The 21,994-nt window shown below is 68.0% G+C and carries 22 protein-coding genes; 11 read left to right on the top strand and 11 right to left on the bottom strand.

All coding sequences use genetic code 11. From position 1 onward, the window contains the following. Positions 1-407: 407 nt before the first annotated feature. The 7 genes from ABN401_RS03375 to radC all read right to left on the bottom strand — a co-directional run bounded on the left by ABN401_RS03375 (position 408) and on the right by radC (position 10,131). Entirely contained in the window at positions 408-884 is a 477-nt protein-coding gene (locus tag ABN401_RS03375; RefSeq protein WP_349683426.1) for a GcrA family cell cycle regulator, read from the bottom strand. 128 nt (positions 885-1,012) lie between these two features. Further along, positions 1,013-1,444 (bottom strand): single-stranded DNA-binding protein, encoded by a 432-nt coding sequence (locus ABN401_RS03370; protein ID WP_349683425.1) that lies wholly within the window; start codon positions 1,442-1,444, stop codon positions 1,013-1,015. 35 nt (positions 1,445-1,479) lie between these two features. Then, entirely contained in the window at positions 1,480-1,845 is a 366-nt protein-coding gene (locus ABN401_RS03365) for a single-stranded DNA-binding protein (RefSeq protein ID WP_349683424.1), read from the bottom strand. 121 nt (positions 1,846-1,966) lie between these two features. After that, positions 1,967-6,229 (bottom strand): strawberry notch-like NTP hydrolase domain-containing protein, encoded by a 4,263-nt coding sequence (locus tag ABN401_RS03360; protein ID WP_349683423.1) that lies wholly within the window; start codon positions 6,227-6,229, stop codon positions 1,967-1,969. Positions 6,230-6,393: 164 nt separating this feature from the next. Further along, positions 6,394-8,469: a ParB/RepB/Spo0J family partition protein gene (locus ABN401_RS03355; protein ID WP_349683422.1), complete on the bottom strand. Its 2,076-nt coding sequence runs from the start codon at positions 8,467-8,469 to the stop codon at positions 6,394-6,396. A gap of 50 nt (positions 8,470-8,519) precedes the next feature. Further along, complete coding sequence (locus ABN401_RS03350; protein WP_349683421.1) at positions 8,520-9,428, bottom strand: DUF7146 domain-containing protein; 909 nt, start codon at positions 9,426-9,428, stop codon at positions 8,520-8,522. A 7-nt stretch (positions 9,429-9,435) separates the two neighbouring features. Further along, positions 9,436-10,131 carry a RadC family protein gene (radC, locus tag ABN401_RS03345; protein ID WP_349683420.1) on the bottom strand — a complete coding sequence of 232 codons (696 nt, stop codon included), beginning with the start codon at positions 10,129-10,131 and terminating at the stop codon, positions 9,436-9,438. Between the two features lie 119 nt (positions 10,132-10,250). Here radC and ABN401_RS03340 point away from each other — a divergent pair, with 119 nt between their 5' ends. The 7 genes from ABN401_RS03340 to ABN401_RS03310 all read left to right on the top strand — a co-directional run bounded on the left by ABN401_RS03340 (position 10,251) and on the right by ABN401_RS03310 (position 15,267). After that, positions 10,251-10,418, top strand: a complete 168-nt coding sequence (locus tag ABN401_RS03340; protein WP_349683419.1) for a hypothetical protein — start codon at positions 10,251-10,253, stop codon at positions 10,416-10,418. Between the two features lie 445 nt (positions 10,419-10,863). After that, positions 10,864-12,687: a phosphogluconate dehydratase gene (gene edd, locus ABN401_RS03335; protein ID WP_349683418.1), complete on the top strand. Its 1,824-nt coding sequence runs from the start codon at positions 10,864-10,866 to the stop codon at positions 12,685-12,687. Between the two features lie 213 nt (positions 12,688-12,900). Continuing rightward, positions 12,901-13,071: a hypothetical protein gene (locus tag ABN401_RS03330; protein ID WP_349683417.1), complete on the top strand. Its 171-nt coding sequence runs from the start codon at positions 12,901-12,903 to the stop codon at positions 13,069-13,071. Then, complete coding sequence (locus ABN401_RS03325; protein WP_349683416.1) at positions 13,056-13,373, top strand: hypothetical protein; 318 nt, start codon at positions 13,056-13,058, stop codon at positions 13,371-13,373. The genes ABN401_RS03330 and ABN401_RS03325 overlap by 16 nt, the downstream gene beginning before the upstream one ends. 24 nt (positions 13,374-13,397) lie before the next feature. After that, positions 13,398-13,802: a c-type cytochrome gene (locus tag ABN401_RS03320; RefSeq protein ID WP_349683415.1), complete on the top strand. Its 405-nt coding sequence runs from the start codon at positions 13,398-13,400 to the stop codon at positions 13,800-13,802. Between the two features lie 155 nt (positions 13,803-13,957). Next, the gene (locus tag ABN401_RS03315) at positions 13,958-14,620 is read left to right on the top strand and encodes a YoaK family protein (protein WP_349683414.1); all 663 of its coding nucleotides are present in this window, start codon (positions 13,958-13,960) and stop codon (positions 14,618-14,620) included. A gap of 125 nt (positions 14,621-14,745) precedes the next feature. Beyond that, positions 14,746-15,267, top strand: coding sequence for a DUF1003 domain-containing protein (locus ABN401_RS03310; RefSeq protein WP_349683413.1), 522 nt, complete (start codon positions 14,746-14,748; stop codon positions 15,265-15,267). Between the two features lie 13 nt (positions 15,268-15,280). On the opposite strand, the gene scpC is transcribed toward ABN401_RS03310, so the two are convergent. From scpC to ABN401_RS03295, 3 genes are all read right to left on the bottom strand, one after another. Further along, the gene (scpC, locus tag ABN401_RS03305; protein ID WP_349683412.1) at positions 15,281-16,798 is read right to left on the bottom strand and encodes a succinyl-CoA:acetate CoA-transferase ScpC; all 1,518 of its coding nucleotides are present in this window, start codon (positions 16,796-16,798) and stop codon (positions 15,281-15,283) included. Next, positions 16,791-16,964 carry a hypothetical protein gene (locus ABN401_RS03300; protein WP_349683411.1) on the bottom strand — a complete coding sequence of 58 codons (174 nt, stop codon included), beginning with the start codon at positions 16,962-16,964 and terminating at the stop codon, positions 16,791-16,793. Before ABN401_RS03300 ends, scpC begins: the two co-directional genes overlap by 8 nt. Before the next feature lie 139 nt (positions 16,965-17,103). Further along, a complete protein-coding gene (locus tag ABN401_RS03295; RefSeq protein WP_349683410.1) occupies positions 17,104-17,937 on the bottom strand; it encodes a universal stress protein in 834 nt (277 codons plus the stop codon). 202 nt (positions 17,938-18,139) lie between these two features. Between ABN401_RS03295 and ABN401_RS03290 the strand changes: the two genes are divergently transcribed. Then, positions 18,140-19,264 carry a glycosyltransferase family 4 protein gene (locus ABN401_RS03290; RefSeq protein ID WP_349683409.1) on the top strand — a complete coding sequence of 375 codons (1,125 nt, stop codon included), beginning with the start codon at positions 18,140-18,142 and terminating at the stop codon, positions 19,262-19,264. A gap of 77 nt (positions 19,265-19,341) precedes the next feature. Here ABN401_RS03290 and ABN401_RS03285 read toward each other — a convergent pair whose 3' ends face one another. Next, on the bottom strand, positions 19,342-19,536 hold the full coding sequence (locus ABN401_RS03285; RefSeq protein ID WP_349683408.1) for a hypothetical protein: 195 nt from the start codon (positions 19,534-19,536) through the stop codon (positions 19,342-19,344). Positions 19,537-20,127: 591 nt separating this feature from the next. On the opposite strand from ABN401_RS03285, the gene ABN401_RS03280 reads away from it, so the two are divergent. The 3 genes from ABN401_RS03280 to ABN401_RS03270 all read left to right on the top strand — a co-directional run bounded on the left by ABN401_RS03280 (position 20,128) and on the right by ABN401_RS03270 (position 21,951). Further along, on the top strand, positions 20,128-20,265 hold the full coding sequence (locus ABN401_RS03280) for a hypothetical protein (protein WP_349683407.1): 138 nt from the start codon (positions 20,128-20,130) through the stop codon (positions 20,263-20,265). A 432-nt stretch (positions 20,266-20,697) separates the two neighbouring features. Then, positions 20,698-21,336: a cyclic nucleotide-binding domain-containing protein gene (locus tag ABN401_RS03275; RefSeq protein WP_349683406.1), complete on the top strand. Its 639-nt coding sequence runs from the start codon at positions 20,698-20,700 to the stop codon at positions 21,334-21,336. A 75-nt stretch (positions 21,337-21,411) separates the two neighbouring features. Next, a complete protein-coding gene (locus tag ABN401_RS03270) occupies positions 21,412-21,951 on the top strand; it encodes a pyridoxamine 5'-phosphate oxidase family protein (RefSeq protein ID WP_349683405.1) in 540 nt (179 codons plus the stop codon). The last annotated feature ends 43 nt before the right edge of the window (positions 21,952-21,994 follow it).

Genomic DNA, 21,994 nt, shown 5'->3' with positions numbered 1-21,994 from the left:
CGATCGCCCTGCGTGCCTGGTCGAGGCACCACCGCATTTTCGGTCGGCTGATCAGCCTCCGTTCTGCTTTGCTGATAAAGAGCCTCCCGACACGCGCGCAGCGCCACAAAAGAAAAACGGCGATCCCATCTGGATCGCCGTGGTTCGCGCATTTCTCAGGCAGCCCATCGTCGGGCGTCCGTTTCCAAGCATCGATCAAAGTCCAAGGTCGTCCGGCCAGCTTTGCCGATAAGCTGCCGCCCATTCCGCGGCACCACCCAGCCAACCGCGCTGCCAGTCCGCTCGATCATGGTCCTCAAAGCGAGGCGGGCAGGTCTCGAAGGCAAGACCGACGTGATGGGCCGCCCGACCCTGAGCATAGATCGCCGTCAGAGCCGTGAGGCCTTGGTTCGTGCGGGGGTCTGTCATCACGCCAGCCCCGCGAGCGCCATCAGCGCCTGCCGTCCACCCGGAGACTGTCGGTATCCGATGCCGGCATGGGCGCCGCAGAAAGAGCCTCGCTCCACACGTCGTCCACAGAGCTTGAAGTCGTGATCCTTCGGCTCGCCATATGGCCAACGGCACTCCAGGCGTCGAACGGACAGGATCGTGGTGAGCCCCTCGGCGGGAACGTCGAACTCAGGGTGTTCGACGGGTGCGAGACATAGCGATTTCACCGTCGGCTTCGGGGCGGATCGCGTCGGTCTTTTTGAGACCAGGGTCTTGATGACCGGCGTGGCGCCATGGCCACCGGCCGACAGCCCGAGGCGATGGACCTTCCCGAGCACCGCGTTCCGGCTGATCCCCGAGCCGAGGTCCAGAGAGATGGCCTCAGCCGTCCGGCCCTCCCGCCACAGGGCTTTCAATCGGTCGATCCTGTCGTCTGTCCAGGGTGAGGCGGTCATGGGTCTGTCTCCGGCTGATCGAGCCTGATCGGCTCGCCCGGTTCGCCCTCCCTCCGCCTTCGCTCCCGGACCACACGCAGAAACGGCCCGGCGCGCGAGCGCCGGACCGTGCCTGTCGATCTCGATGATCAGAACGGGATGTCGTCGTTCAGATCATAGCCGCTGGCGGGCTCCTGGACCTGCCGGTCGACAGGCTTATCACCGGCTTCGTCGTCGGTCGTCGTCCGATCGCGGCGGTTCTTCAGCCGGATGTCGGCCACCACGACCCGCAGGTCGTAGTGCTCGACCCCGTTCTTGCCGGTCCAGCTGTCATTCTCGACATGGCCCTGGATCACGACGCGACTGCCTTTCCGGGCGAAGGCCTCGATGTATTTCTCGGTTGTGGCCTCGCTGAAGCAGATACAGTTGAAGCCGGTGGTGCGCTCGCCGGGCGTGCCGTCGGCGCGGCGGAAGCGGGTGGTCTCCAGAACACGAAAGCTCGCGCGCTTCTTGCCCGTGGCCTGCGCGGATAGGATGGAGGGGTCGGCGGCCAGATAGCCTTCCAGGACGAGGGTCTGCATGGTCAGTCTCCTTGTGATGAGATGAGGTTGAGGGGTCAGGCGGCGGCGCGGTCGGACGCGCCTTCGTCCTGGGTCTCGGCGTCGCGATCTTCGGCCCAGTCCAGGACGGTCAGCCGGTTGATCACCAGCTCCTTGGCGGTCCGTTCGGTGCCGTCGCGGGCGGTATAGGCGGTGTCGATGAAGGCCCCGACGACCACGGCCTCGCAGCCTTGGGCCAGCCCGCGGGCGATGACCTTCTCGTTGAGGCCCTTGGACCAGCTCACGCAGTTGACGCCGACGAGCCGGTCCTTCCCGTTTCCGTCCACGCCGCGTTTCTCGATCAGCCGGAACACCGCCTTGGCGAAGTCCTCGCTGATTTGAGGGTCGGCCGCCAGTCGGCCAGTGAACACCATGGTCTGCATATCCGTCTCCTGTGGATCTGAAGCGCCCGGGAGCCGATCTCCCATCCTGCTTCACCCGGGGCCTCCCTTCCTCCCGACCTCCCTCGACCGGGCGGGGCCTCCGCCCCCCCCCCCGGACCGTTCAAGCCGCCGCGCCGTCGAGGACCATCTGGACGGGATGGCGACGCAGCACCGCCTCCACGATCTCCGGGCGATCGACCGGCACGAACACCCGCGGCGCCCAGGCGATGATCTCGACGAAGCAGCCGAGCGCGATCAGGGCGTCGCGGTCCGTCCGGCCGCCGACCACCTCGATCCGCCAACGGTCCATCACCCGCGCCCGCTTCAACCACAGGCCGCCCTCCAGTGAGAGCTGGACATTCCGGTCCAGCAGCGTCGAGGCTGTCTTCGCCCCGTCGGCCCAGCCCGCGCCGATCGCGGTCAGACCCAGGGCCGTCTTCAGCGTCCGGACCTGGGTTTCGTCCAGCACCCGCCCGAGCCAGCGCCGACCGTCCGGCGCGCGCACGCGCCGAACCGAACAGCCGCGCGCGGGCAGCTTGCCCCAGATCGGGAGAAGCAGCCCCGTCGCCAGCGTCAGGTCGCGCGTGCGCCACGGGTCGGTGGCGGCGACCTCCGCATCCCAGACCGCGCGCCAGTCGACGGTCACGACCGGTTTCCAGGCGGATTCCGCGAAGACCTTCTCCGGCATCGTCTGGTGCGCGTCGGGCCGGACGAGCCGGATGGCCGCGACCAGTCGGTCTTCGTCGGTCGCCGTGGTCAGGCCCAGTTCGGCGATGGCGGCTCGACCGGACTTCTCGTTGACGACCAGGGAATGGGCGACCGTCCCGGTCCAGGCCAGGGCGTCGTCCGACGTCAGGATCTCTCGCCGGACCTTCAGCCTGAAGGTGACCAGCGCGGTCTCGGCTCCGGTGGCGACGTCGGTCCGGATGATCACCTGATCCAGCACCTCCAGTTCCTCGGCCTCGATGTCCTCCAGCCCTCGGTCCAGCTCTCCGGACGCGGCGGCACGCTCGAGGATGCCGGTCAGGATGCGGTCGAAGTCATCGAACAGGGCGTTCTGGTCGGCGATCCGCAGCGCCAGCAGCCGGTTCAGGAAGGTGTGGATCGGCGGCAGGTCGTCGGACGGTTTCATGCCGCCCTCGGCATCGAGCAGTTTCAGGCCGGTCTTGGCCATGAAGGTCTCCAGGGTCATTGAGGCCAGTTCTCCGAACATCAGCGCTCCGTAAAAGACCAGCAGGGCCCGGCGAGCCCAAGGGCTTTCCAGATTGTCCTCAGCCCGGAACAACCCGGCACCGGCCGTCCGGCGCTCCCCGCGCGTCAGCGCGCCGAGGGAGTCCAGCCGCCGCGCGATGGTCGAGGTGAACCGTTTCTCGCCCTGGATGTCGGTCGTGACGGGCCGAAAGAGCGGCGCGGAGGCCTGATGGGTCCGGTGACTGCGACCCAGGCCCTGGATGGCCGCGTCGGCCCGCCAGCCGGGCTCGACCAGGTAGTGGACGCGTCGTTGCCGATTCGCCGCCGCCAGGTCGGCGTGATAGCTCCGCCCTGTCCCGCCCGCGTCCGAGAAGATCAGCACCCGCTTGCGCATGCCCATGAAGGCGTCGGTTTCGGCGCGGGCGGCGGACGCGCCGCGCCGCTCGACCACGCGGCGTCCGTCCCGCGCGACCACCCGGCGGGCCCGGCCCGTGATCTCGGCCACGGCATCGGTACCGAACGCCTCCAGCAGGGCGTCGAGCACGCCCGGGACGGCCGGAAGACAGGCCATCCGCTCGATCAGGGCTTCGCGACGGACCAGGGCGTCCTGGCTGACCACGGGCCGGCCATCGTCCATGACCGGAACCATCGTCACCTCCCCGTCCTCGCCCTCGATCGCCTCCAGCAGCTGGATGGGGAAGGCCTCGCGCAGATAGTCGAGGACGTATTCGCGAGGTGTGAGGTCGATCGACAGGTTGTTCCACTCCTCGGGCGGGACCGAGGCCAGCCTGCGCTCCATCACCGCCTCATTGGTCGAGACGATCTGGACCACCGAGGATCGCTCATGGGCGAGATCGTAGCGGATCGCGGCGATCAGGCTGGGGGCCTTCAGGCCAGCCAGCAGATGACCGAAGAACCGCAACTTGGCCCCCTCGAATGCGGAGTGAACCGCGCCCGCCGCCTGCGGGCTCCTCGGCTTGCCCTCGTCATCGCTGATCCCGACGGCCTTCAGCGCCTCGGCCAGATTGGCGTGGATCAGCTGGAACGCATCGGCCCAGGCGTCCCAGATTCCGATGTCGTCTTCCGCGAGTGGGTGGATCAGAGGCTCGTACTCCACGCCCTCGAACGACAGGCTGCGGGCCACATAGAGACCGAGCGCCTTGAGCTCGCGCGCGACCAATTCCATCGCCGCCACCCCGCCCCGGTCCATGGCGTCCAGGAAGTCAGCGCGGGACATGAACGGCGCGTCGGGTCCGCCCCACAGGCCGAGGCGCGACGCATAGGCCAGGTTCTCGGCCGTCGTCGCCCCGGTCGCTGAGACATACAGCACCCGCGCGTCCGGCAGCCGGTTCTGGAGCGCCAGTCCCGCCATGCCTTGAAGCGACGCCTTCTTCGCGCCCCGCGCGCCCTTGCCGCCGCCCGCCGCATTGGCCATCGCATGGGCCTCGTCGAAGGCGACCACGCCGTCGAATTCGGCCCCCAGCCAGGCGACGATCTGGTCGAGCCGGGACGGCCGACCGCCTCGCGCCGACTGGCGCAGGGTGGCGTAGGTCGTGAACAGGATGCCGCGGTCGAGCCGGATGGCGTCCGCCTGCTTCCAGCGGCCGAGCGGCACGAGGTCGTGCGCGCCACCGCCGATCGCCGCCCAGTCGCGCCGCGCGTCTTCGAGCAGGGCGTCGTTGCGGGACAGCCAGACGGCCCGCACACGACCCTGGGCCATGTTGTCGGCGATGACGGCTGCGATCTGGCGACCCTTGCCGCAGCCCGTTCCGTCGCCGAGGAAGAACCCACGACGCAGTCGAACCGCGCCCTCCCTATCGTCCGGCACAAGTACCAGCTGGTGGGAGGCCTGATCCGGCAGCCACGCTCCGGGCAGGTGCCCGCCGTGAGCTTCGCCGGCGTAGATGACCGTCTCGGTCTGGGCATCGGAAATCCGTCCTTCATCGCGAAGGGGCGCGGGCAGGAACGGACGGTAGGTCGGCGCCGGCGGCGGGACCGACGCCATGGGGCCGGACTCCACCAGCGGCGACGGGTGAGGGCGTGGCTCCGACAGGACGATCCGCGCCAGGGCGTGGGCCTGATAAAGGCCCACGTCGCGCCCCTCTCCGGTCCAGGCGCGGGTCTGGTAGTTCAGCGCCGTCGCCCCGGCGAGGAAGGCCAGTCGGCCGGACGGCAGGGCGAGACTGCGCGCGCGCGGCGCGAGCCAGGCCCCGGCCTCCAGCGCCAGCCGAACGCGCGGTCGCGCCGTCGGCCTCGGCGCGATTCCCGAAAGGATCAGGGCCGCCGCCGGCAGATCCTCCGGCTGATGGACGCTTCCATCCCAGTCCTTGGCCGGTCCCCTGTCCACCACCAGGAGTCCGGTCTCCACCGACGTGCCGTGCCGGGCGAAGGCCCGAGACGGAAAGGCCATCGCGGCGACGATGGTGCCCTGCGCCTCGAGGGCAATTCTCAGCCCGGTGTCGATCAGCGCCGTCAGGGGCACCACCGCCGCCATCCGGCCGCCGTCGGCCAGCGCCTTCAGGCCGGCGATCAGATGGCTCTGCAGGTCGGAAAAGGGGGGATTGCAGACCACGACGTCGAACCGGCCCGCTTCGGCCAGAACATCCGCGAGGTGCCGCCCATCATGCCGCGTCCGGGTCGCGGCCGGGAACAGGCCGTCGAGCAGGCTCGCCCGGCCAGGCGCGATCTCGTTCAGCGTCAGGACCGCCCCGCACGCCTCGGCGACCACCGCCATCAGCCCGGTCCCGGCCGAGGGCTCCAGCACGATGTCGCCGGGCCGCACCTGCGCGGCGAGGACCACGAGCGCGGCCAGTTCCGGGGGTGTCGAGAACTGGTCCAGCGCCACCTGTTCCTCGCTGCGCCGGCTGTGCGTCAGGCCGAGCGCGGACACCCCGGCCAGCAGCGCCGCGATCTCGGCCGGCGCGTCCTCCAGCCGCCCGACCTGCGCCGCCAGACGACGGATCTGCATCACGGTCGCCGCCTCGATGGCGTCATAGGCGTCGCGCCACGACCAGGCCCCGTCGACGTCCGACGCGCCGAAGGCGGTGGTCATCACCTGCGCGACGAGACGACGGTCAAGCGGTCGCGAGCGCGCCAGCGGGATCGCCAGGGCGCGGGCCGCCGCGAGGCGGTTGGCGGGCGCGTCCGAGGCGACGGGTTCGGCGAACAGGGACAGGCTGCGGATCGAGGACATGGCGAGGGCTCCGGGCGCCTGCAGCGGAGGGCACCTCCCTCACGGTCCTTCAGGCTCGTCCTCGTTCGCCCTTCCTCCGCCTCCCAGGCGCGGCCGTGCCACGACAGAAAGCCGCCCCGGCGACAGCCGAGGCGGCGTTCACACGCAACGCGATCGGAGATCGATCAGGCGGCGGCGGTCTCCAACACCGCCTCGCCCGCAGGCGTGACGACGAAGGCTCCGGATCCGTCGCCCAGGTCGTCGTCCGGACCGTCGACCGGGAGGTCAGACCCGCCGTTGCCGGTCGCGACGGTCTCGTCCTCAGCGCTCGGATCCAGACCGGGCTCGTCGGCTCCAAGCGACCACGACAGGTTGGAGGGCGCCCAGGCGTGCGAGGCGGCCTGTTCGGCGACCCAATCGACCAGTTCGTCCTTCTTCAGCGACCCGGCCCGGACGTCCTCGACCTGCATTTCGACCAGCATGCCCAGGAGCAGAGTCTTGGAATGGGGGCGCAGGAAACGGACGTCGGGGGTCCAGTAGTGGGCGATGTCGGCCCCCACCAGATCGGCGACCTCCGCGGCCTCGGCCCTGGCCCGATTGCGGATCAGGTCCGTTCGCGCCTCCCGCCCATCCAGGCTGATGGCGGTCAGTTCGGCCAGGAACGCCATCTTCTCGCCGTGGGGCAGAGCGCCCACCCAGCCGAGGACGGTCTGGCCAGAGGCCTGCCAGGCCGCCCGGCGCGCATCGAGCCGCTCGCGCACGACCCCGTCGAGCGTCTCGATCGCAGGGTCGGTCCGCGATCCGAACGGCGTGGCCGTGACCGTCGAGATCGAGTCGGATCGGGCGGCATTCACCCCCGCCACCAGCACCGAAAACAGGCGCGCGATCAGAACGGCGAGCGCCGCCCCCGGATCGTCCGCCAGGGCCCGGATCAGACCGCGCGTCGCGACATCGGTCCGGACAGCATGCAGGGCGTGGGTGACGCCGTCGGTCTCGGGCACCGGAGCTTCGACGCGCGGAGCCTCATAATGGGACGATCGGACCGTCAGGGTCATCGCGTCCCCCTCCCTGGCGTCCACGTCCGGATCGATTGCCGGCTCCGGTTCCACCGGTGCGTAGCACCGCAGATCGATGCCGCAGGATGCGGCCGGCCAGACGATCGCCGCCGACACCGCGCGTCCTCCGACACCGGCCTGGTCGAGGGCGATCTTGGCCCGGATCAGGCCGACCAGAAGGTCGTCCGTCTGGTCGGTGGTGATGTCGGCGTCACGCGCCCCATCGACCGCCTCAAGATACCGGTCCCGGGCCTCGCGCCAGGCCACCAGTTCCCCCTCATCGAGCCCGTTGCTGCGATAACCGAGCGGCTCCAGGTCCTCGGGCATCTCCGGCTCGGCCCCGGCGGTGACGTGGACATCGATACCCTCGGCCTCGAACGTCATCGCGATGGCGCGGACGCGCGCGAGCCAGAGCTGCGACAAGGTGTCGGGATCCAGCAGCACCGCCGGCAGTTCGTCGAACAGGTCGGTCTCGATCCGACCGCCCGCGTCCGCATACTGCTCAGGGGACACCAGGGCGCACCGCCGGTCGCGGATCGTGACCCTGCCCGCGCCGAGACGCTCGGTGATCCGCCAGTCCTGGAAGCCGTATCCGGCCAGGGCGGCCTCGGCGAGTTCGACCTGTTCCTTGCGGTTCGTGAGCCGCGCCAGGGACCGTGCCTGTTTGAGGGTCAGTCGTCCCGTTTTGAGGGCCTCAAGCGCGGCCGAGGGCAGTCCGGACAGAGCGGCCAGGCGGCGGATCTCGATCTCCGCATAGCCGAGCGCTCGGGCCATGGTCTCGATGGTCAGCTTGGCTTTCAGCATTCGGCCAATGGCGATGATGATGTCAGCGACATGGACGGGAACCGCGGTGTTGGTCAGCAGGACGGCGGCGGCCTGGCGCGCCGTATCGGTCTCGACATAGACCTCGACCGGATGATCGCCGTCGATCTCTCCAGCCTCCAGCAGCAATCCCAGCGCCAACAGGCGACGACGACCGTTCAGCGCCATGAAGCCCTGCTCCTTGCGACCGCGTCCGGGACGCACGGTGAGCCGTTCCAGCTGTCCGGCGGCCTTCAAGGTCGCTGCGAGGACAGGAATGTCGTCGTCCGGCGGTTGATTGAAGCGCAGGTTCTCGCGCGCGATCCCGAGACTGCGCAGGGGCACCGTTCGTTCGTCGCGCGCGACGACGACGGCGGGGGTGATGACGGGAACGAGGTCGGTCATGGAAGATCTCCCGCCGGCCGACGGGGCCATCCCCGCCGCTCCGGCACCCCTCAGCGCCCTTCCTCCACTCTCCCGGCCTCGGCCACCGCGACGGCAGCCTCGCTCCAGTCCGCGAACGGATGATCGGGTGCGCCAACTCTGGCGGACACGCCCGCGCGCGTCAGACGCATCCTCAGTCGGGCCGCAGCGCCGATCCCGACGGGTCCGTTGTCTGCGGCGATCAACACATGGCGGACGCCGTCGGGGGGCGTCCAGGCCGCCAGATTGTTGGCCGATCGAAGCGACCAGCCCGGCAGGTCGAAGTGCTGCATCGCCGCCAGGGTCGTGACCACGCCCTCCCCGACGAGCATCTGGGGCGCGGCTGGGGCGAGCCGGACAGCGGCTCCGACCGGAACATGACCGACCGTCTTGCGCGACAGACGAAGCCCTGACGCGCGCCTCCCGTTCGGATCGAGATAGGTCAGCTCTACGGCCGTCAGCCGGTCCGCGTCGTCGCTGATCCGGGCCATGAGCGCCGGACGGGTGTGACGGCCGGGCTGATAGACCGAGGTCGGGGCGGCTGGATGATGTCGCAGATTATGCATTTTCGCCCCACCCGCCACCGCGCGCAGGGCAAGGTGTCGTCGGGCGAGCGTTCCCTGCTGCAACGCAAGGCCACCCTCCCAGAGCCGCGAGGCCGTCTCGTGTCGCAGCGTACAATCCGGTCTGGTCCGCTCCGGAGGGCCTTGGCCGCCATCGGCCAGCCGACCCTGGGCGTCGATGAAGCCCTGATCGCGCAGCCAATCCCTGACGCTGCGCCAGTCCGCGCCCCCGAAGCCATGTATGACGACACGTCCCTCCGTCAGCAGGAGCGACACTGACCGGTCCATGCCTCTGTGGCCCGGTGCCGGGACGTTGGCCCGGTACCCGCCAGCATAGAGGTCGCCACCCAGCGCGGCGACAAGCTTGTGCAAGGTCATGACGGCCTCACATCAGGCCCAGGGCCCGCAGGCTCGCCGTGCCTTCCCGGCCGACGATCAGATGATCATGCACGGGCAGGCCGAAGACCTTGGCCGCGTCCACGATCTGACGCGTCACGGTGATGTCGGCCTGGGATGGGGTCGGATCGCCGGACGGATGGTTGTGGATCAGGATCATGGCCGAGGCGGAGACTTCGAGCGCCCGCCGGATGACTTCCCGCGGATAGACGGGGGCGTGATCGACACTCCCGTCAGCGACGGTTTCGTCACGGAGAAGGATGTTGCGTCGGTCAAGGTACAGCGCGCGAAACTGCTCCCTCGGCAGATGGGCCAGGGCAGTGACCGCATAGGTCCGCAGGGCCTCCCAGGACGACAGGACGGGACGGCAGCACGCCGCGCTCCGCGCAAGTCGGATGCTCAGCTGACGAAGCAGCTTCAGCTCCATGATCACCGCCGGGCGCACGCCCGTCACCTTACCGAGTTCCGGGACATCCGCCGCCGCGATGTCGCCCAGGCTGCCGAACCGGTCGAGGAGATCTGACGCAATCCTTTCCGCGTCCGGAGCCTCCAGCACGCGATCGAGCAACAGGCCGAGCAAGGTGTGATCGTCCAGGGCGTCCAGGGTCGACGCCGTAGGCTTCGGTCGGAAAGGCTCCTGCGAAAGGCGGGTCTCTTGCGGCGAATAGGTGGGTATCGATCTCATGGCAGCCTCCGGGGGTTCCGCTCCTCCGTGGAGCGATCGACCGCCCGCGCCCTTCCTTTCCCGCTTCAGGATCGGCCCCTATGTTTGACGACCCGACCAGCCTGCTTCATTTTGGATCGATGAATTGGCTCCTCCTCCTGTCCGGGCTCGTCGTCGCTCCGGCCACCGCCTGGGCCGACCCCTGCGAGGCCCCCCTTCCGCAACGGGACGGCACGGTCTTCACCGGCCTGGTCCACTATGTCGCGGACGGCGACAGCTTGTGCGTCGGTCCGAGCACGGATCCGTGAACTCGGACCGAGGTCCGGCTTGCGGATTACAAAGCGTTCGAACTGCGAAGCGCGACCGGCCGGACCGACCGGAGCGGCGTGTGCGCCTGACCGTGGCACCTCGCTCACCTGTCCTGCAGTGCGCGGGCACAGCCGACGGGTCGTCAATCATCACCGGGTGATCGCCCGATGCCGACTACGCGGACAGCCACTGGCGGATATTCTCAGGGCGGTAGGCGGTCGCGAAGGCGGGAACTGATGCGCGGCGCGGCCGAAGCCTGACAATCGAGGGTCGGCGTAAAGGGTCAGGCGGGCAAGCCACGGCCCTTGACCGAGATCAAGGCCCCGCCGGCGCTCGCCCTTGACCTGGATCAATGGCGCAGGCCTTGGGCGGGCCTACAGGCTCGTACCTGCGGCGGACTCTCAGTCGAAACGCCGCCCCATGCCGGAGCAGACGCCCCCTACGATGAACCAACTCAATCGCACCGTGTCCGCAGTGACCGACCGCGTGATCGGCCGCAGCCGCAAGGGCCGGGCGTCCTATCTCGCCCTCATCGCCGCTCAGCGCGAACATGGAGTGAACCGCAAGGCCTTGTCCTGCGGAAACATCGCCCACGCCTTCGCCGCTTCGGGCGAGGACAAGCCCGTTATCCGAGCCGGTCGGTCGCCCAATATCGGTATCGTCACCGCCTACAACGACATGCTGTCGGCGCATCAGCCTTACGGCCGCTATCCCGAAATCCTGAAGATCGCCGCCCGCGAGGTCGGCGCGACGGCCCAGGTGGCGGGCGGCGTTTCAGCGATGTGCGATGGCGTCACCCAAGGCCAGAGCGGGATGGAACTGTCGCTGTTCAGCCGGGACACCATCGCGCTGAGCACGGCCGTCGCGCTCAGCCACGCGATGTTCGAAGGTGCCCTGCTTCTGGGAATTTGCGACAAGATCGTCCCCGGCCTGCTGATGGGAGCCCTCCGCTTCGGGCATCTGCCCATGATCCTGGTGCCGGGGGGCCCGATGCCCTCGGGTCTCCCGAACAGGGAAAAGGCTCGGGTCCGCCAACTGTACTCGGAGGGCAAGGCGGACAAGGCGGAACTCCTGGAGGCGGAGGCCGCCAGTTATCACGCGCCCGGCACCTGCACCTTCTACGGTACCGCCAACTCCAACCAGATGATGATGGAGGTGATGGGGCTGCACATGCCCGGCGCAGCCTTCGTCAGTCCGGGCACGCGGCTGCGCCAGGAGCTGACGCGGGCGGCGGCGCACCGGGTCGTCGCCATCGGTTGGGACGGCGACGACTACCGTCCGCTCGGACGTTGCATTGATGAGAAAGCAATCGTGAACGCGGCAGTGGGTCTTCTCGCCACCGGTGGTTCCACCAATCACACCCTGCACCTCCCGGCGATCGCCCGCGCGGCCGGCATCACGATCGACTGGGAGGATTTCGACACGCTGTCCCAGGCCGTCCCACTGATCACGCGCATCTATCCGAGCGGCTCGAGTGACGTGAACGATTTCCACGCCGCCGGCGGCATGGCTTTCGTCATTCGCGAACTCCTTGCTGCAGGCCTGCTTCATCAGGACGTCCTGACGGTCGCGGGCGATGATCTCTCACGTTACGCCACCTCCCCGACTCTTGAGAACGACGCCCTGACCTGGATCGATCCTCACGAGGCTTCGCGAGACGAATCAATCCTGAGGCCTGTCGGCGCGCCGTTCAGTCCGGACGGCGGCATGCGTCTGCTGACGGGTAATCTGGGCCGCGCGGTCATCAAGACCAGCGCGGTAGACACTTCCAGGCTCACGATCGAGGCCCCGGTTGCGATCTTTCAGGATCAGGATGATGTTCTTGCCGCCTTTAAGGCGGACAAGTTGAACCGTGACGTGATCATCGTGGTGCGGTTCCAGGGGCCGCAGGCGAACGGGATGCCTGAACTGCACAAGCTGACGCCCTCTCTTGGCGTGTTGCAGGATCGAGGGCATCAGGTCGCGCTTCTTACGGACGGACGCATGTCCGGCGCGTCCGGCAAGGTCCCATCGGCGATCCACGTAACCCCCGAAGCCCAGACCGGCGGTCCGATCGGGCGGCTCCGTGACGGTGATCATGTCCGCATCTGCGCCGTGCGCGGCGAGTTGGCGGCTCTGGTAGAGACCGCCGAATGGCAAGCGCGAAGCCCGGAGCTCCCACATGCCGAGGCGGTCGGCACGGGCCGTGAGCTGTTCGCCTTCATGCGACGGGGATCGGACGGCGCCGAACGCGGCGCGTCGGCGATGCTCATGGTGGCCGGCCTGTAGAGTCCGTCTTTGCACTTGCTGCGCACAGCTCCGGCCGGGGATCGCCCGCGCGACCTGCCTCTGGATGCGACCATTTCCCAGGCCCTTGGCACCGCGTCGATAGACGGCTCCGCCATGCCTTCCATCGGGGGCGTTCCGCTCCCTGGTCTCAGCGCGCGGCTCGCCGCTTGACCCAGATCAAGGCCCGATCGCGAAGGATCGCCTGAATAGCGCATGGCTTGCGTCTCCATCCAGCTCCTGTCGAGCAGCGACATCGACGAGGCCTATGTCCTCGCCCGGCTGTGCGACGCCGGCCTGACGCTGAAGGCCTGGCGCGCGCGGGCGGCGTGCTTCTGGCGCGCGATCTCGAGGCCCGGCCTTGTGGGCTCGTGGTCTATGTCCTGACCGACCAGCCCGACGGGCGCAGAAGCCTGCAGATCGAACATCTGGTCGGCTTCGATGTGCTCGACGCCCGCCGCGTGGCGTCCGAACTGATTTCGGAGGTCGTGCGTCTGTCCGTCGCCGTGGGGTGCGAGACCCTTTGTCTGATCCGGCCGCTGGGCCAGTCCCTCGAAGTGGCGGCCCAGGTGCTCGCCACCAACGTCGCCGTTCTGCCCAGCCTGTTCTGGTCCCCGCCGCCGGTCGAGCGCCCTCTGGTGACGTTTGACCTGAGTCAAGGACCGCAACCCTCCGGGCCGGTCAACTGAAGATTCAAGCGCCGGAGTCCTGTCATGCGAGCTTTCAAGATCATCGGCGTCCTCCTCCTGGGCGCCTGCACCCCTGTCGCCACGACCGCGCCGGATACGGGCGCAGGCCAGGCGGCCCTGACAGCGCCCGCCATGTCGACCGCCATGGATCTCGAGGCCGCGTCGCGGGGCCGCGCCATCGCCCTGCTGGGATGCGCGAGTTGCCACGCCATCGACCCCGCCGGCGACAGTCCGCGCGCCATCGCCCCACCATTCAGGGAGATTGTCCAGCGCCGGGGCTCCGACGATCTGGCGCGCGCCTTCGAACAGGGGCTGGTCACGACCCATCCCGCCATGCCCCCCTATGTGTTCCGGGCCAATGAGATCCACGACCTGACGGCTTACCTCGATACTTTGCGCGCGGCCGGCGGTGGAACGAGCAAACCGTAGCCAGAGATCGACTGAGTTCGCGCCACGGAACCGCTGTGGTCCGGCGATGCCGACCAACCCTTCTTCTGCATCGCGAGGCCAGAGGATGGCTCCCGCCGCGGCCGGACCAATAAACGGCCCTGCCTGGCACCCGCGAGCCGGCTTGGACCAGGCCGATGAACCTCTACACCGCCCGCGCCCGGACCCTGGCGACCTGTCTCTCGGCCCTCGCGGGCTTCGTGGACGCCATAGCCTACATCCATCTGGGCGGGTTCTTCGTCTCCTTCATGAGCGGCAACACCACCCGTTTGGGGGTCAGCCTGGCTGAAGGGTCTCCGGAAGCGGCGCTGGCGGCGGACCTGCTCGTGACCTTCGTCGTCGGCGTCATCCTCGGCTCGCTCACCGGCCATCTGTGCCTTGCCCGCCGCCAGCCCGCCGTCCTCGTCCTGGTCACCCTGCTGCTCGCCTGCGCGGCCGGGCTGAGCGCGGCCGACCAACCGCTGCTGGCGGCGGTCGCCATGGCCCTGGCCATGGGAGCCGAGAACGCCGTGTTCGAACTGAACGGCGAGGTCCGGATCGGCCTGACCTATATGACCGGCACCCTGGTCAAGCTGGGTCAGAAGATCACCGCCGCCCTGCTGGGCGGAGATCGGTTCGGCTGGACGCCCTATCTGTTCCTCTGGATGGGACTGGCCGCGGGCGGATTAGCGGGTGCCCTGAGCTATTCCCGCCTCGGCGTCGGCGGGCTGTGGATCGCTGCAGGCGTCGCCGGGGTGCTCGCCGTCGCGGCCGCCAGGATGGGGCCGGACCGGCGCGAGCCGGACCTCGACCGCGCCTAGCCCGGGACGGGTCGTCCGCGCGACCGATTGCGCCAGATCAATGCCGGCGCGCCGCTCGCCGTGTCTGGAGCGGCTCTCAGCACCACGGCGACGCCCGATCGCCTTCACTAACGGACCCGCTCGTCATGACCCTCGAGATTCGCCAGGATGAGCTCTCCCAGGGCCTGCTCGGGACGCCCTACGCCGATCTGAGCCCGGTCCAGAAGAGCGTCGTCGACCTGATGATCAGCGAGGCGCCGTCGGGCGTCAGCCCCACCCTGCAGACCGACGACCGGACCTTCTGGGAACGGCTGGCCGACACCGTCGCCGACGTCGGCGGGTCCTGGACCTTCATCGGCGTGTTCGGCGGCGTCCTGCTCGGCTGGGCGGCCCTCAACCTGGCCCTGGCGCGGTTCGCCTCGGCCTTCGATCCCTACCCCTTCATCTTCCTCAACCTGATGCTATCGGCGGTCGCGGCGCTGCAGGCCCCCGTGATCATGATGAGCCAGAAGCGCCAGGCGGTGCGTGACCGTCTCGCGGCCGAGCACGACTACACGGTCAATCTGCGCGCCGAGCTGGAGATCATGCGGCTGCACGACCGTCTCAGGCTCAACCAGGGCCAGATGGCGCGGATCGAGGCCGCCCTGACGGCGCTCGCCAAGCCCTGAGGCGGTCTGGCCGTCAGTTCGCGACCATGCTCCCCGTCCGAACGAAGCGCGCGTGCCACGACAGGGCCTCGTCCAGCAGCATCGGCGTCTGCAGGCCATAGGAGCCTTTGAAGGCGCGCTGGTAATAGTCCTCCAGCATCGGGCGGAAGCTCGGATGGGCGCAGGTGTCGATCACGACGCGCGCCCGCTGTTTGGGCGACAGGCCGCGAAGATCGGCCAGGCCCTGTTCGGTGACGATGACCTGGACGTCCTGATTGATGTGATCGACATGGGAGACGGCGGGCACCAGGGTCGAGATCTTGCCGCCCTTGGCGGTCGAGGCGCTCATGAAGATCGAGATATAGGCGTTCCTGGCGAAGTCGCCGGAGCCGCCGATGCCGCTCTGGATGCGCGAGCCCATGATGTGGGTCGAGTTCACATTGCCGTAGATGTCGGCCTCGATCATGCCGTTCATGGCGATACAGCCCAGGCGTCGGATCACCTCGGGGTGGTTGCTGATCTCCTGTGGCCTGAGGATGATCCGGTCGCGATAGGCGCCCATGTCGCGATTGACCCGCTCGGTCAGTTCGGGGCTGAGGCTGAGCGCGGTCGAGGAGGCCACGCGCAGCCTGCCGCTGTCCATCAACGCCATCATGCCGTCCTGGATGACCTCGGTATAGGCGCTCAGGTCCTCGAAGGGCGCGTCGATCAGGCCGGTCAGCACGGCGTTGGCCGTATTGCCAACGCCCGACTGGAGCGGCAGCAGCGACGGCGGCAGACGGCCTTTCGACACCTCGTGCTCGAGGAATTCCAGCAGATGTCCGGCGATGGCCAGATCGTCCGCACCCGGCGCGGTGAAACCGGCGTTGCGGTCGGGCCGGTCCGTCTCGACGATGGCCACGATCTTGTCCGGGTCGCAGCGGAAGCAGGGCTCGCCGATGCGGTCGCCGGCGCGGATCAGGGGGATCGGCACTCGGTTCGGCGGCAGGGCCGTGCCGTAATAGATGTCGTGCATCCCCAGAAGCTCGGGGTTCTGCCACCGGTTGACCTCCAGGATCACCTGGTCGGCCCTGTCGAGCCAGGTCTTGTTGTTGCCGACCGAGGAGGCCGGTATCAGCGCCCCGTCCTCGCGGATGCCGGTGACCTGGATGATGGCTGTGTCGAGCGGGCCGAGGAAGCCCTGCCAGGCGACCGGCGCGACCTGGCTCAGATGCATGTCGAAATAGGCCATCTCGCCGCGATTGATCCGGTCGCGGCAGGTGGGGTCGGAGTTGTAAGGAAGCCGGAACTCGATGCCGTCGGCCTTGGCCAGCGCTCCGTCCAGCTCGGGCCCGGTCGAGGCGCCCGTCCATATCCGCAGCTTGAACGGCCGCCCGGCGGCGTGCTCGTCTTCGATCCGGGCCGCGAGCGCAAGCGGCACGGCCGTCGGATAACCCGAGGCGGTGAAGCCACTGAGCCCCACCGTGGTATCCGGCGCGATCAGCAGGGCGGCGTCCTCGGCGGACATGACCTTGGCGCGGTGTCCGGCGCTGGCGATGCGGTGGTCAGTCATGGTCTGATCTTTCCCAGGTCGCGACGCGGCCCTGCCAGTAGATGAACTCGCCCTGCGGTCCCTCCCAAGACACTTCGCCGAAGAAGCGCAGCCAGACGCCGATGTAGAGCCGACAGACGCCGCAAGCCCCGCGCCCGGCCGTGGGCACCGTGACGTCGTCGATCAAGGTGCGCAGGCTCGTTCATCGATCACGCCAAGGGCTGGAGGCATCATTGAACCGCCCGGAATGCGACTGCGGTCACCGCTGCACGATCGGACACCAGCTGATCGGGAGCCTGCGTCGGGGAATTCCATGATCCCCAACATCAATGACTGAGCAACAGGCAGACGGGGGACGTGCCCAGCAGCCCATGGGTGACGCCGCCCAGCACCCATTCGCGCATCCGGGCATGGCCGTAGCCGCCGGCGACGATCAGGCCCGCCTGATGGTCGTCGGCAAATTTCAGGATCTGGCTGGACCGCCCGCCGCCGTCGCCCTGGAGCACCTGGGCGCTCGCGATGATGTCATGGCGTCCGAGGAAGGCGGCGACGTCCTTCGTGCGGGCCCTGGCCTCCTCCATGCCGCCCGCGGCGCAGATCTCGATCACATGGGTCAGGGCCGAGGCCTTGAGCATCGGCAGGGCGCAGGCCACCGCGCGCTGCGCCTCGCGGCAATCCTTCCACGCCACCACCGCCGCCGTTCCCTGCGGAAGCCTGACAGGCGTAGGCGGGACGATCAGTACGGGTCGCCCCAGGGCCATCAGGGCGTCGCCGGGGTCGATCGACCGGTGCGGGCCGCGCGCCGGATCGAGACGGCCCAGGATCAGTAGGTCGGCGGCGCGGACCTCCTGGCTCACGACATCGGAGGGAAAGCCGACCCGCCCGCGCCATTCGCAGCGGCCGGCATGGGCTCCGGCAGCCTTCCAGAATGTGGCCTCGGCCTGTTTGACGTCGGACTCGGCCAAATCGCGGAACAGGCCGAGCATCTCGCCCAGCATGGCACCGCCCGCATACGGATCGACCTGGGGCGCATCGAGTTGACTGGCGGAGATACCGATCACCCGCGCGTCGAACCTCTCGGCCAGATCGCAGGCCAGGGCGACACGCGCCTCGGTCTCTTCTCCCTGGTCGACATAGACCATCAGGCTCGCATAGGTCATGGGCTGGGCTCCGGTTCGGGGCCACCTGGGCCCTTCGCCGAGTGCCGCGCATTGATCGGGATCAAGGATCGGGCGCGATCCTGCGAGCAGGGTGATCGTCCCAACCGACGGAACCGCGCGTCATGACATCCCTGCCCCCCGCCCAGCCGCCAGCCAAGACGCGGGCGCGCCTCGCCTTCTCCCGGAACGCAGGGTCGGCCCGATGAGGATCGCCCAGGTCACGCCGCTTTATGAGGCCGTGCCGCCTCGTCTCTATGGGGGCACCGAACGCGTGGTCGCGCACCTGACCGACGCCCTCGTGGACCTCGGCCACGACGTGACCCTGTTCGCCAGCGCCGACGCCCAAACCCGCGCCAGGCTCGTCCCGGTGCGCGATCAGGCCATCCGTCTGGATCCGTCGCCCTTGAAGTCGGATCTAGCGGCCCATCTTTCCATGCTGTCGGAGGTTCTGAAGCGCGTCGACGAGTTCGACGTCATCCATTTCCACACCGACATGATCCAGTTCCCGATGTTCCAAGCCTCGGCGCACAAGACGCTGACGACCCTGCACGGCCGGCTGGACATGAAGGATCTCGCGGACGTCTACCGCCGCTGGCCGGAATATGGGCTGGTGTCGATCTCCGACGACCAGCGCCGCCCGCTGGCGTCCGCCAACTGGCAGGCCACGGTCCACCACGGCATGCCGGCGGAGCTCTATGACTGGACCGACCGGTCGGACGGCTATCTCGCCTTTCTGGGGCGGATCTCGCCCGAGAAGCGCCCGGATCGCGCTATCGAGATCGCCACCCGCCTGGGCAAGCGGCTGAAAATCGCGGCCAAGGTGGATGCGGCCGACCGCGTCTACTACGAAGACACGATCAGGCCCCTGATCGACAACAATCCACTGATCGAATTCATCGGCGAGATCGGCGACCACCAGAAGTCCGAATTCCTGGGCGGCGCCGAGGCTTTGCTGTTCCCGATCGACTGGCCGGAGCCCTTCGGCCTGGTGATGATCGAGGCGATGGCGTGCGGGACGCCCGTGGTCGCCTTCCGCTGCGGATCCACCAGCGAGATCGTCGAGGACGGCAAGACGGGCTTTCTCGTCGACACCCTCGACGAAGCCATCGCGGCGACCCGTCAGGCCTGGCGGCTGGATCGAAAGGCGGTGCGCTCCCAGTTCGAGCTGCGATTCTCAGCCACGGCGATGGCCCGACGCTATCTGGTCGAGTATGACGCACTCCTGGCGACCCCCAACGCGACCATTGGCGTCCCGAAAGACCCGGGGGGCGTGGTTTCGCCGAGGCCTGTCGGCCCTCGTCGGGTGCGCGCCCCCGCCCTGACCTGAGACACTTCGAGGTCCAAGGGTGTTCAGGTCGATCCCGGGGTTGGGAAGGATCGTCCCTCAAGGCCGTCTCCTGCGTTTCAGACGGGCTGCACCGGCGTCCCGTCTTCGGCGGGCAGACAATAGAATCTCAGGATCATCCTGCCCTCCTGCCAGAGCTCGAAGCCCGAGCGGTCTGGAGAGTGCAGGCAGACTTCGCGCAGCGCGCCAGCGACATCGATCGACAGAAGCGCGATCTCGCCCCCCGCCCGACCGTCTGAATCGACGAGCCGCACCGCGTACCCCGCAGCGTCGGTCTTTGGGCCAACCCCTACGACAGCACCCCGTCGCTTCAAGCCGAAGGGTTCAAGCGACAGCGCCCTGGCCACGTCGGGCAGGCCGGGACGACGCTCTCGCCGGACGTCAGGACGCGGGACCAGACCCTGGACCTGTGACGTCGGGAGACGACCGGCAGGCGGAGATCCGACATCCTTTCCGGGTCGCAAGGGGGTCATGGCATCGCCTCCTGTTCACGCCGATTTCACCGCGTGCAGGACGTGCGCGCATTGATCGGGATCAAAGGTCGCCATCGATCGCCTCGTCAGGATGGTCGCCCATAGCGACGGAGACCGCCCGTGAACCCGAACCCAGCTCTTGGCCTGGTCCTGGTTCTGTCCGCCTGCGCGCCCTTCGCCCATCCGGACACGGTCCGGGCCTCATCCGATCCGTCAGGACCGTCATCGCTGGCCACTCCCGATGCGGCATCCGTTCTGCGCGGCGCGGCCTATGTCCAGGCCCGATGTTCGGGATGTCACGCCTCGGGCCCGTCGGGAAACAGTCCGTCGCCGACGGCCCCGCGCCTGCGAGATCTCGGGTGACGCTACCCCGTGGACCAGTTCGCCGAAGCCTTCGCCGAGGGCATCGTGACCCCCGATCCTGGTATGCCGCAGTTCGAGCTGACACCGGCAGGGAACCTCGATCTGATCGCCTATCTCAAGTCTATTCAGGCGTCGAAAGCCCGATAAAGCCTGTATCGGCTCGTCTGATAGGGCGATCCTGTCCGAGGTCCGTCGTGACATCCTGCACCCGCGACGGCGGCCTCATCCACAAAAACGTCAGGCGAATATAAAGCCGCCCCACGAAGCTTTGCCGCAATAAAGCTTCATGAAACCAACGCCGATAAGACCGGCCACATGCCACAATAAATAGTCCGCCGTTCGAATTCTCTATCTATTTTCACCCATATACAAATTTTCATGCGAGGTTCTGCTGCTACTATTTGATTCAAAAATATCATTTTACTCGCTTTTCTGACCCGGGTAGCGCACCCCTGCGGCATGATCGCTGTCAAGAGCTCCGAACTGGCGTTGCGGTCGCCTCCTCAGGGATGTGCCGATCGGCCAAAGGCTAACGACTGCGACAGCTGCGGCGCGCGGGCATTGAGCGTATGCGGCAGCGTGGCGGATGCCGATCTGGTGCGCCTGGGCTCGCTCGCCGAAGTCGTCACCCTGAAGGCCGGTGCTGTACTGACACGCGAAGGCGATGTCGCGCCCTACGTGTTCAACATCACCTCCGGGTCGCTGCGGGTCTACAAGCTTCTGCCCGACGGACGCCGCCAGATCACGGGCTTTCTGTTCGCTGGCGACTTTCTCGGCCTAGCGATCGGTGAACACTATGTTTTCTCGGCCGAGGCCATTGAACCCACCACGGTCTGCCGCTTCCGCAAAGGGCCCTTCCGCGCCTTGGTCGAAAGTTCGTCGCCTCTTGAACACATGCTTCTGCACCGAACCTCCCACGAGCTCGCCGCCGCCCAGAACCAGATGCTCCTGCTGGGGCGCAAGACCGCCATCGAGCGGCTGGCCTCCTTCCTTCTCGACTTGCCAGGCCACGATCCCGCCCGTCCGACCGCCCCGGGTCATGTCCGTCTGCCTATGAAGCGCGGCGAGATCGCCGACTACCTGGGACTAACGATCGAGACCGTCAGCCGCGTCCTGACCCGGATGAAGGCCAAAGGCATCATCTCCATGCCGTCGCAGAGCGATCTGATCGTCGAACGACCCGACCTGCTTCGCGCCCATGCCGATGGCGAGGTGTGACCGTCCGCGTTTGAGCCAGATCAAGGTCGGGATGCCGCTGAGGTCCTATCAGAAGATGGACTGGAGATCACACCGATGACCGCCGACCGCGACCGCCAGGCCTATCCCCCCATCCACGGCTCCGCCGTCGAAACGGTGGTCGGGCTTATGTCCCGAGAGCGGCTGATGAATCTCGGCGTCAACCGACCCGACGGCTGGCCCCAGGTCACCACGGTCGGCTATGTCAACGAGGGACTGAACCTGTATTTCGTGACGGGACAGGAAAGCCAGAAGCGGGCCAACCTGAGGGCCGACACGCGCGTCTCGCTGTCCATCCACACCGTCGCCGCCGTCGAGGGCGCCGTCGGCGTGTCTATGGCGGGCCATGCCCATGAAGTCGTCGATCCGGCAGAGATCGAACGCCTCAACCAGATGATCTTCAAGCGCTGGCCAGCCGTCAGCGTCTATTGTCCGGCCACTGACTCGGTGGCCGTGTTCCGGATCAAGCCCGAACTGATCTGCGCCATCAGCGCTCATGAGAGCCGCAGTCGCTCGGAGTGTTTCTCGCTGGGGGACGCGGCGGGTCCGATGGCCGCCGATCCCCTGGCGACCGGAGCGGAAGCCCGCCTGTTCTGAAGGACCGCATCTGGATCTTCGACCCCGTGAATCGGTGATCTGG

The organism is Brevundimonas aurifodinae (assembly GCF_040195595.1).
In the GTDB taxonomy this organism is placed as follows: Bacteria; Pseudomonadota; Alphaproteobacteria; order Caulobacterales; family Caulobacteraceae; genus Brevundimonas; species Brevundimonas aurifodinae.
This window is presented reverse-complemented; position numbering and strand designations above follow the sequence as displayed.

Excerpts from the sequence above, each read along its gene's own strand:
- ABN401_RS03340 (WP_349683419.1), top strand. The coding sequence starts at position 10,251 with ATGAATTGGCTCCTCCTCCTGTCCGGGCTCGTCGTCGCTCCGGCCACC.
- scpC (WP_349683412.1), bottom strand. The coding sequence starts at position 16,798 with ATGACTGACCACCGCATCGCCAGCGCCGGACACCGCGCCAAGGTCATG.
- ABN401_RS03310 (WP_349683413.1), top strand. The coding sequence starts at position 14,746 with ATGACCCTCGAGATTCGCCAGGATGAGCTCTCCCAGGGCCTGCTCGGG.
- ABN401_RS03330 (WP_349683417.1), top strand. The coding sequence starts at position 12,901 with ATGGCTTGCGTCTCCATCCAGCTCCTGTCGAGCAGCGACATCGACGAG.
- ABN401_RS03315 (WP_349683414.1), top strand. The coding sequence starts at position 13,958 with ATGAACCTCTACACCGCCCGCGCCCGGACCCTGGCGACCTGTCTCTCG.
- ABN401_RS03270 (WP_349683405.1), top strand. The coding sequence starts at position 21,412 with ATGACCGCCGACCGCGACCGCCAGGCCTATCCCCCCATCCACGGCTCC.
- ABN401_RS03355 (WP_349683422.1), bottom strand. The coding sequence starts at position 8,469 with ATGACCGACCTCGTTCCCGTCATCACCCCCGCCGTCGTCGTCGCGCGC.
- ABN401_RS03295 (WP_349683410.1), bottom strand. The coding sequence starts at position 17,937 with ATGACCTATGCGAGCCTGATGGTCTATGTCGACCAGGGAGAAGAGACC.
- radC (WP_349683420.1), bottom strand. The coding sequence starts at position 10,131 with ATGAGATCGATACCCACCTATTCGCCGCAAGAGACCCGCCTTTCGCAG.
- ABN401_RS03320 (WP_349683415.1), top strand. The coding sequence starts at position 13,398 with ATGCGAGCTTTCAAGATCATCGGCGTCCTCCTCCTGGGCGCCTGCACC.
- ABN401_RS03360 (WP_349683423.1), bottom strand. The coding sequence starts at position 6,229 with ATGTCCTCGATCCGCAGCCTGTCCCTGTTCGCCGAACCCGTCGCCTCG.
- ABN401_RS03290 (WP_349683409.1), top strand. The coding sequence starts at position 18,140 with ATGAGGATCGCCCAGGTCACGCCGCTTTATGAGGCCGTGCCGCCTCGT.
- ABN401_RS03350 (WP_349683421.1), bottom strand. The coding sequence starts at position 9,428 with ATGACCTTGCACAAGCTTGTCGCCGCGCTGGGTGGCGACCTCTATGCT.
- ABN401_RS03365 (WP_349683424.1), bottom strand. The coding sequence starts at position 1,845 with ATGCAGACCATGGTGTTCACTGGCCGACTGGCGGCCGACCCTCAAATC.
- ABN401_RS03375 (WP_349683426.1), bottom strand. The coding sequence starts at position 884 with ATGACCGCCTCACCCTGGACAGACGACAGGATCGACCGATTGAAAGCC.
- edd (WP_349683418.1), top strand. The coding sequence starts at position 10,864 with ATGAACCAACTCAATCGCACCGTGTCCGCAGTGACCGACCGCGTGATC.
- ABN401_RS03370 (WP_349683425.1), bottom strand. The coding sequence starts at position 1,444 with ATGCAGACCCTCGTCCTGGAAGGCTATCTGGCCGCCGACCCCTCCATC.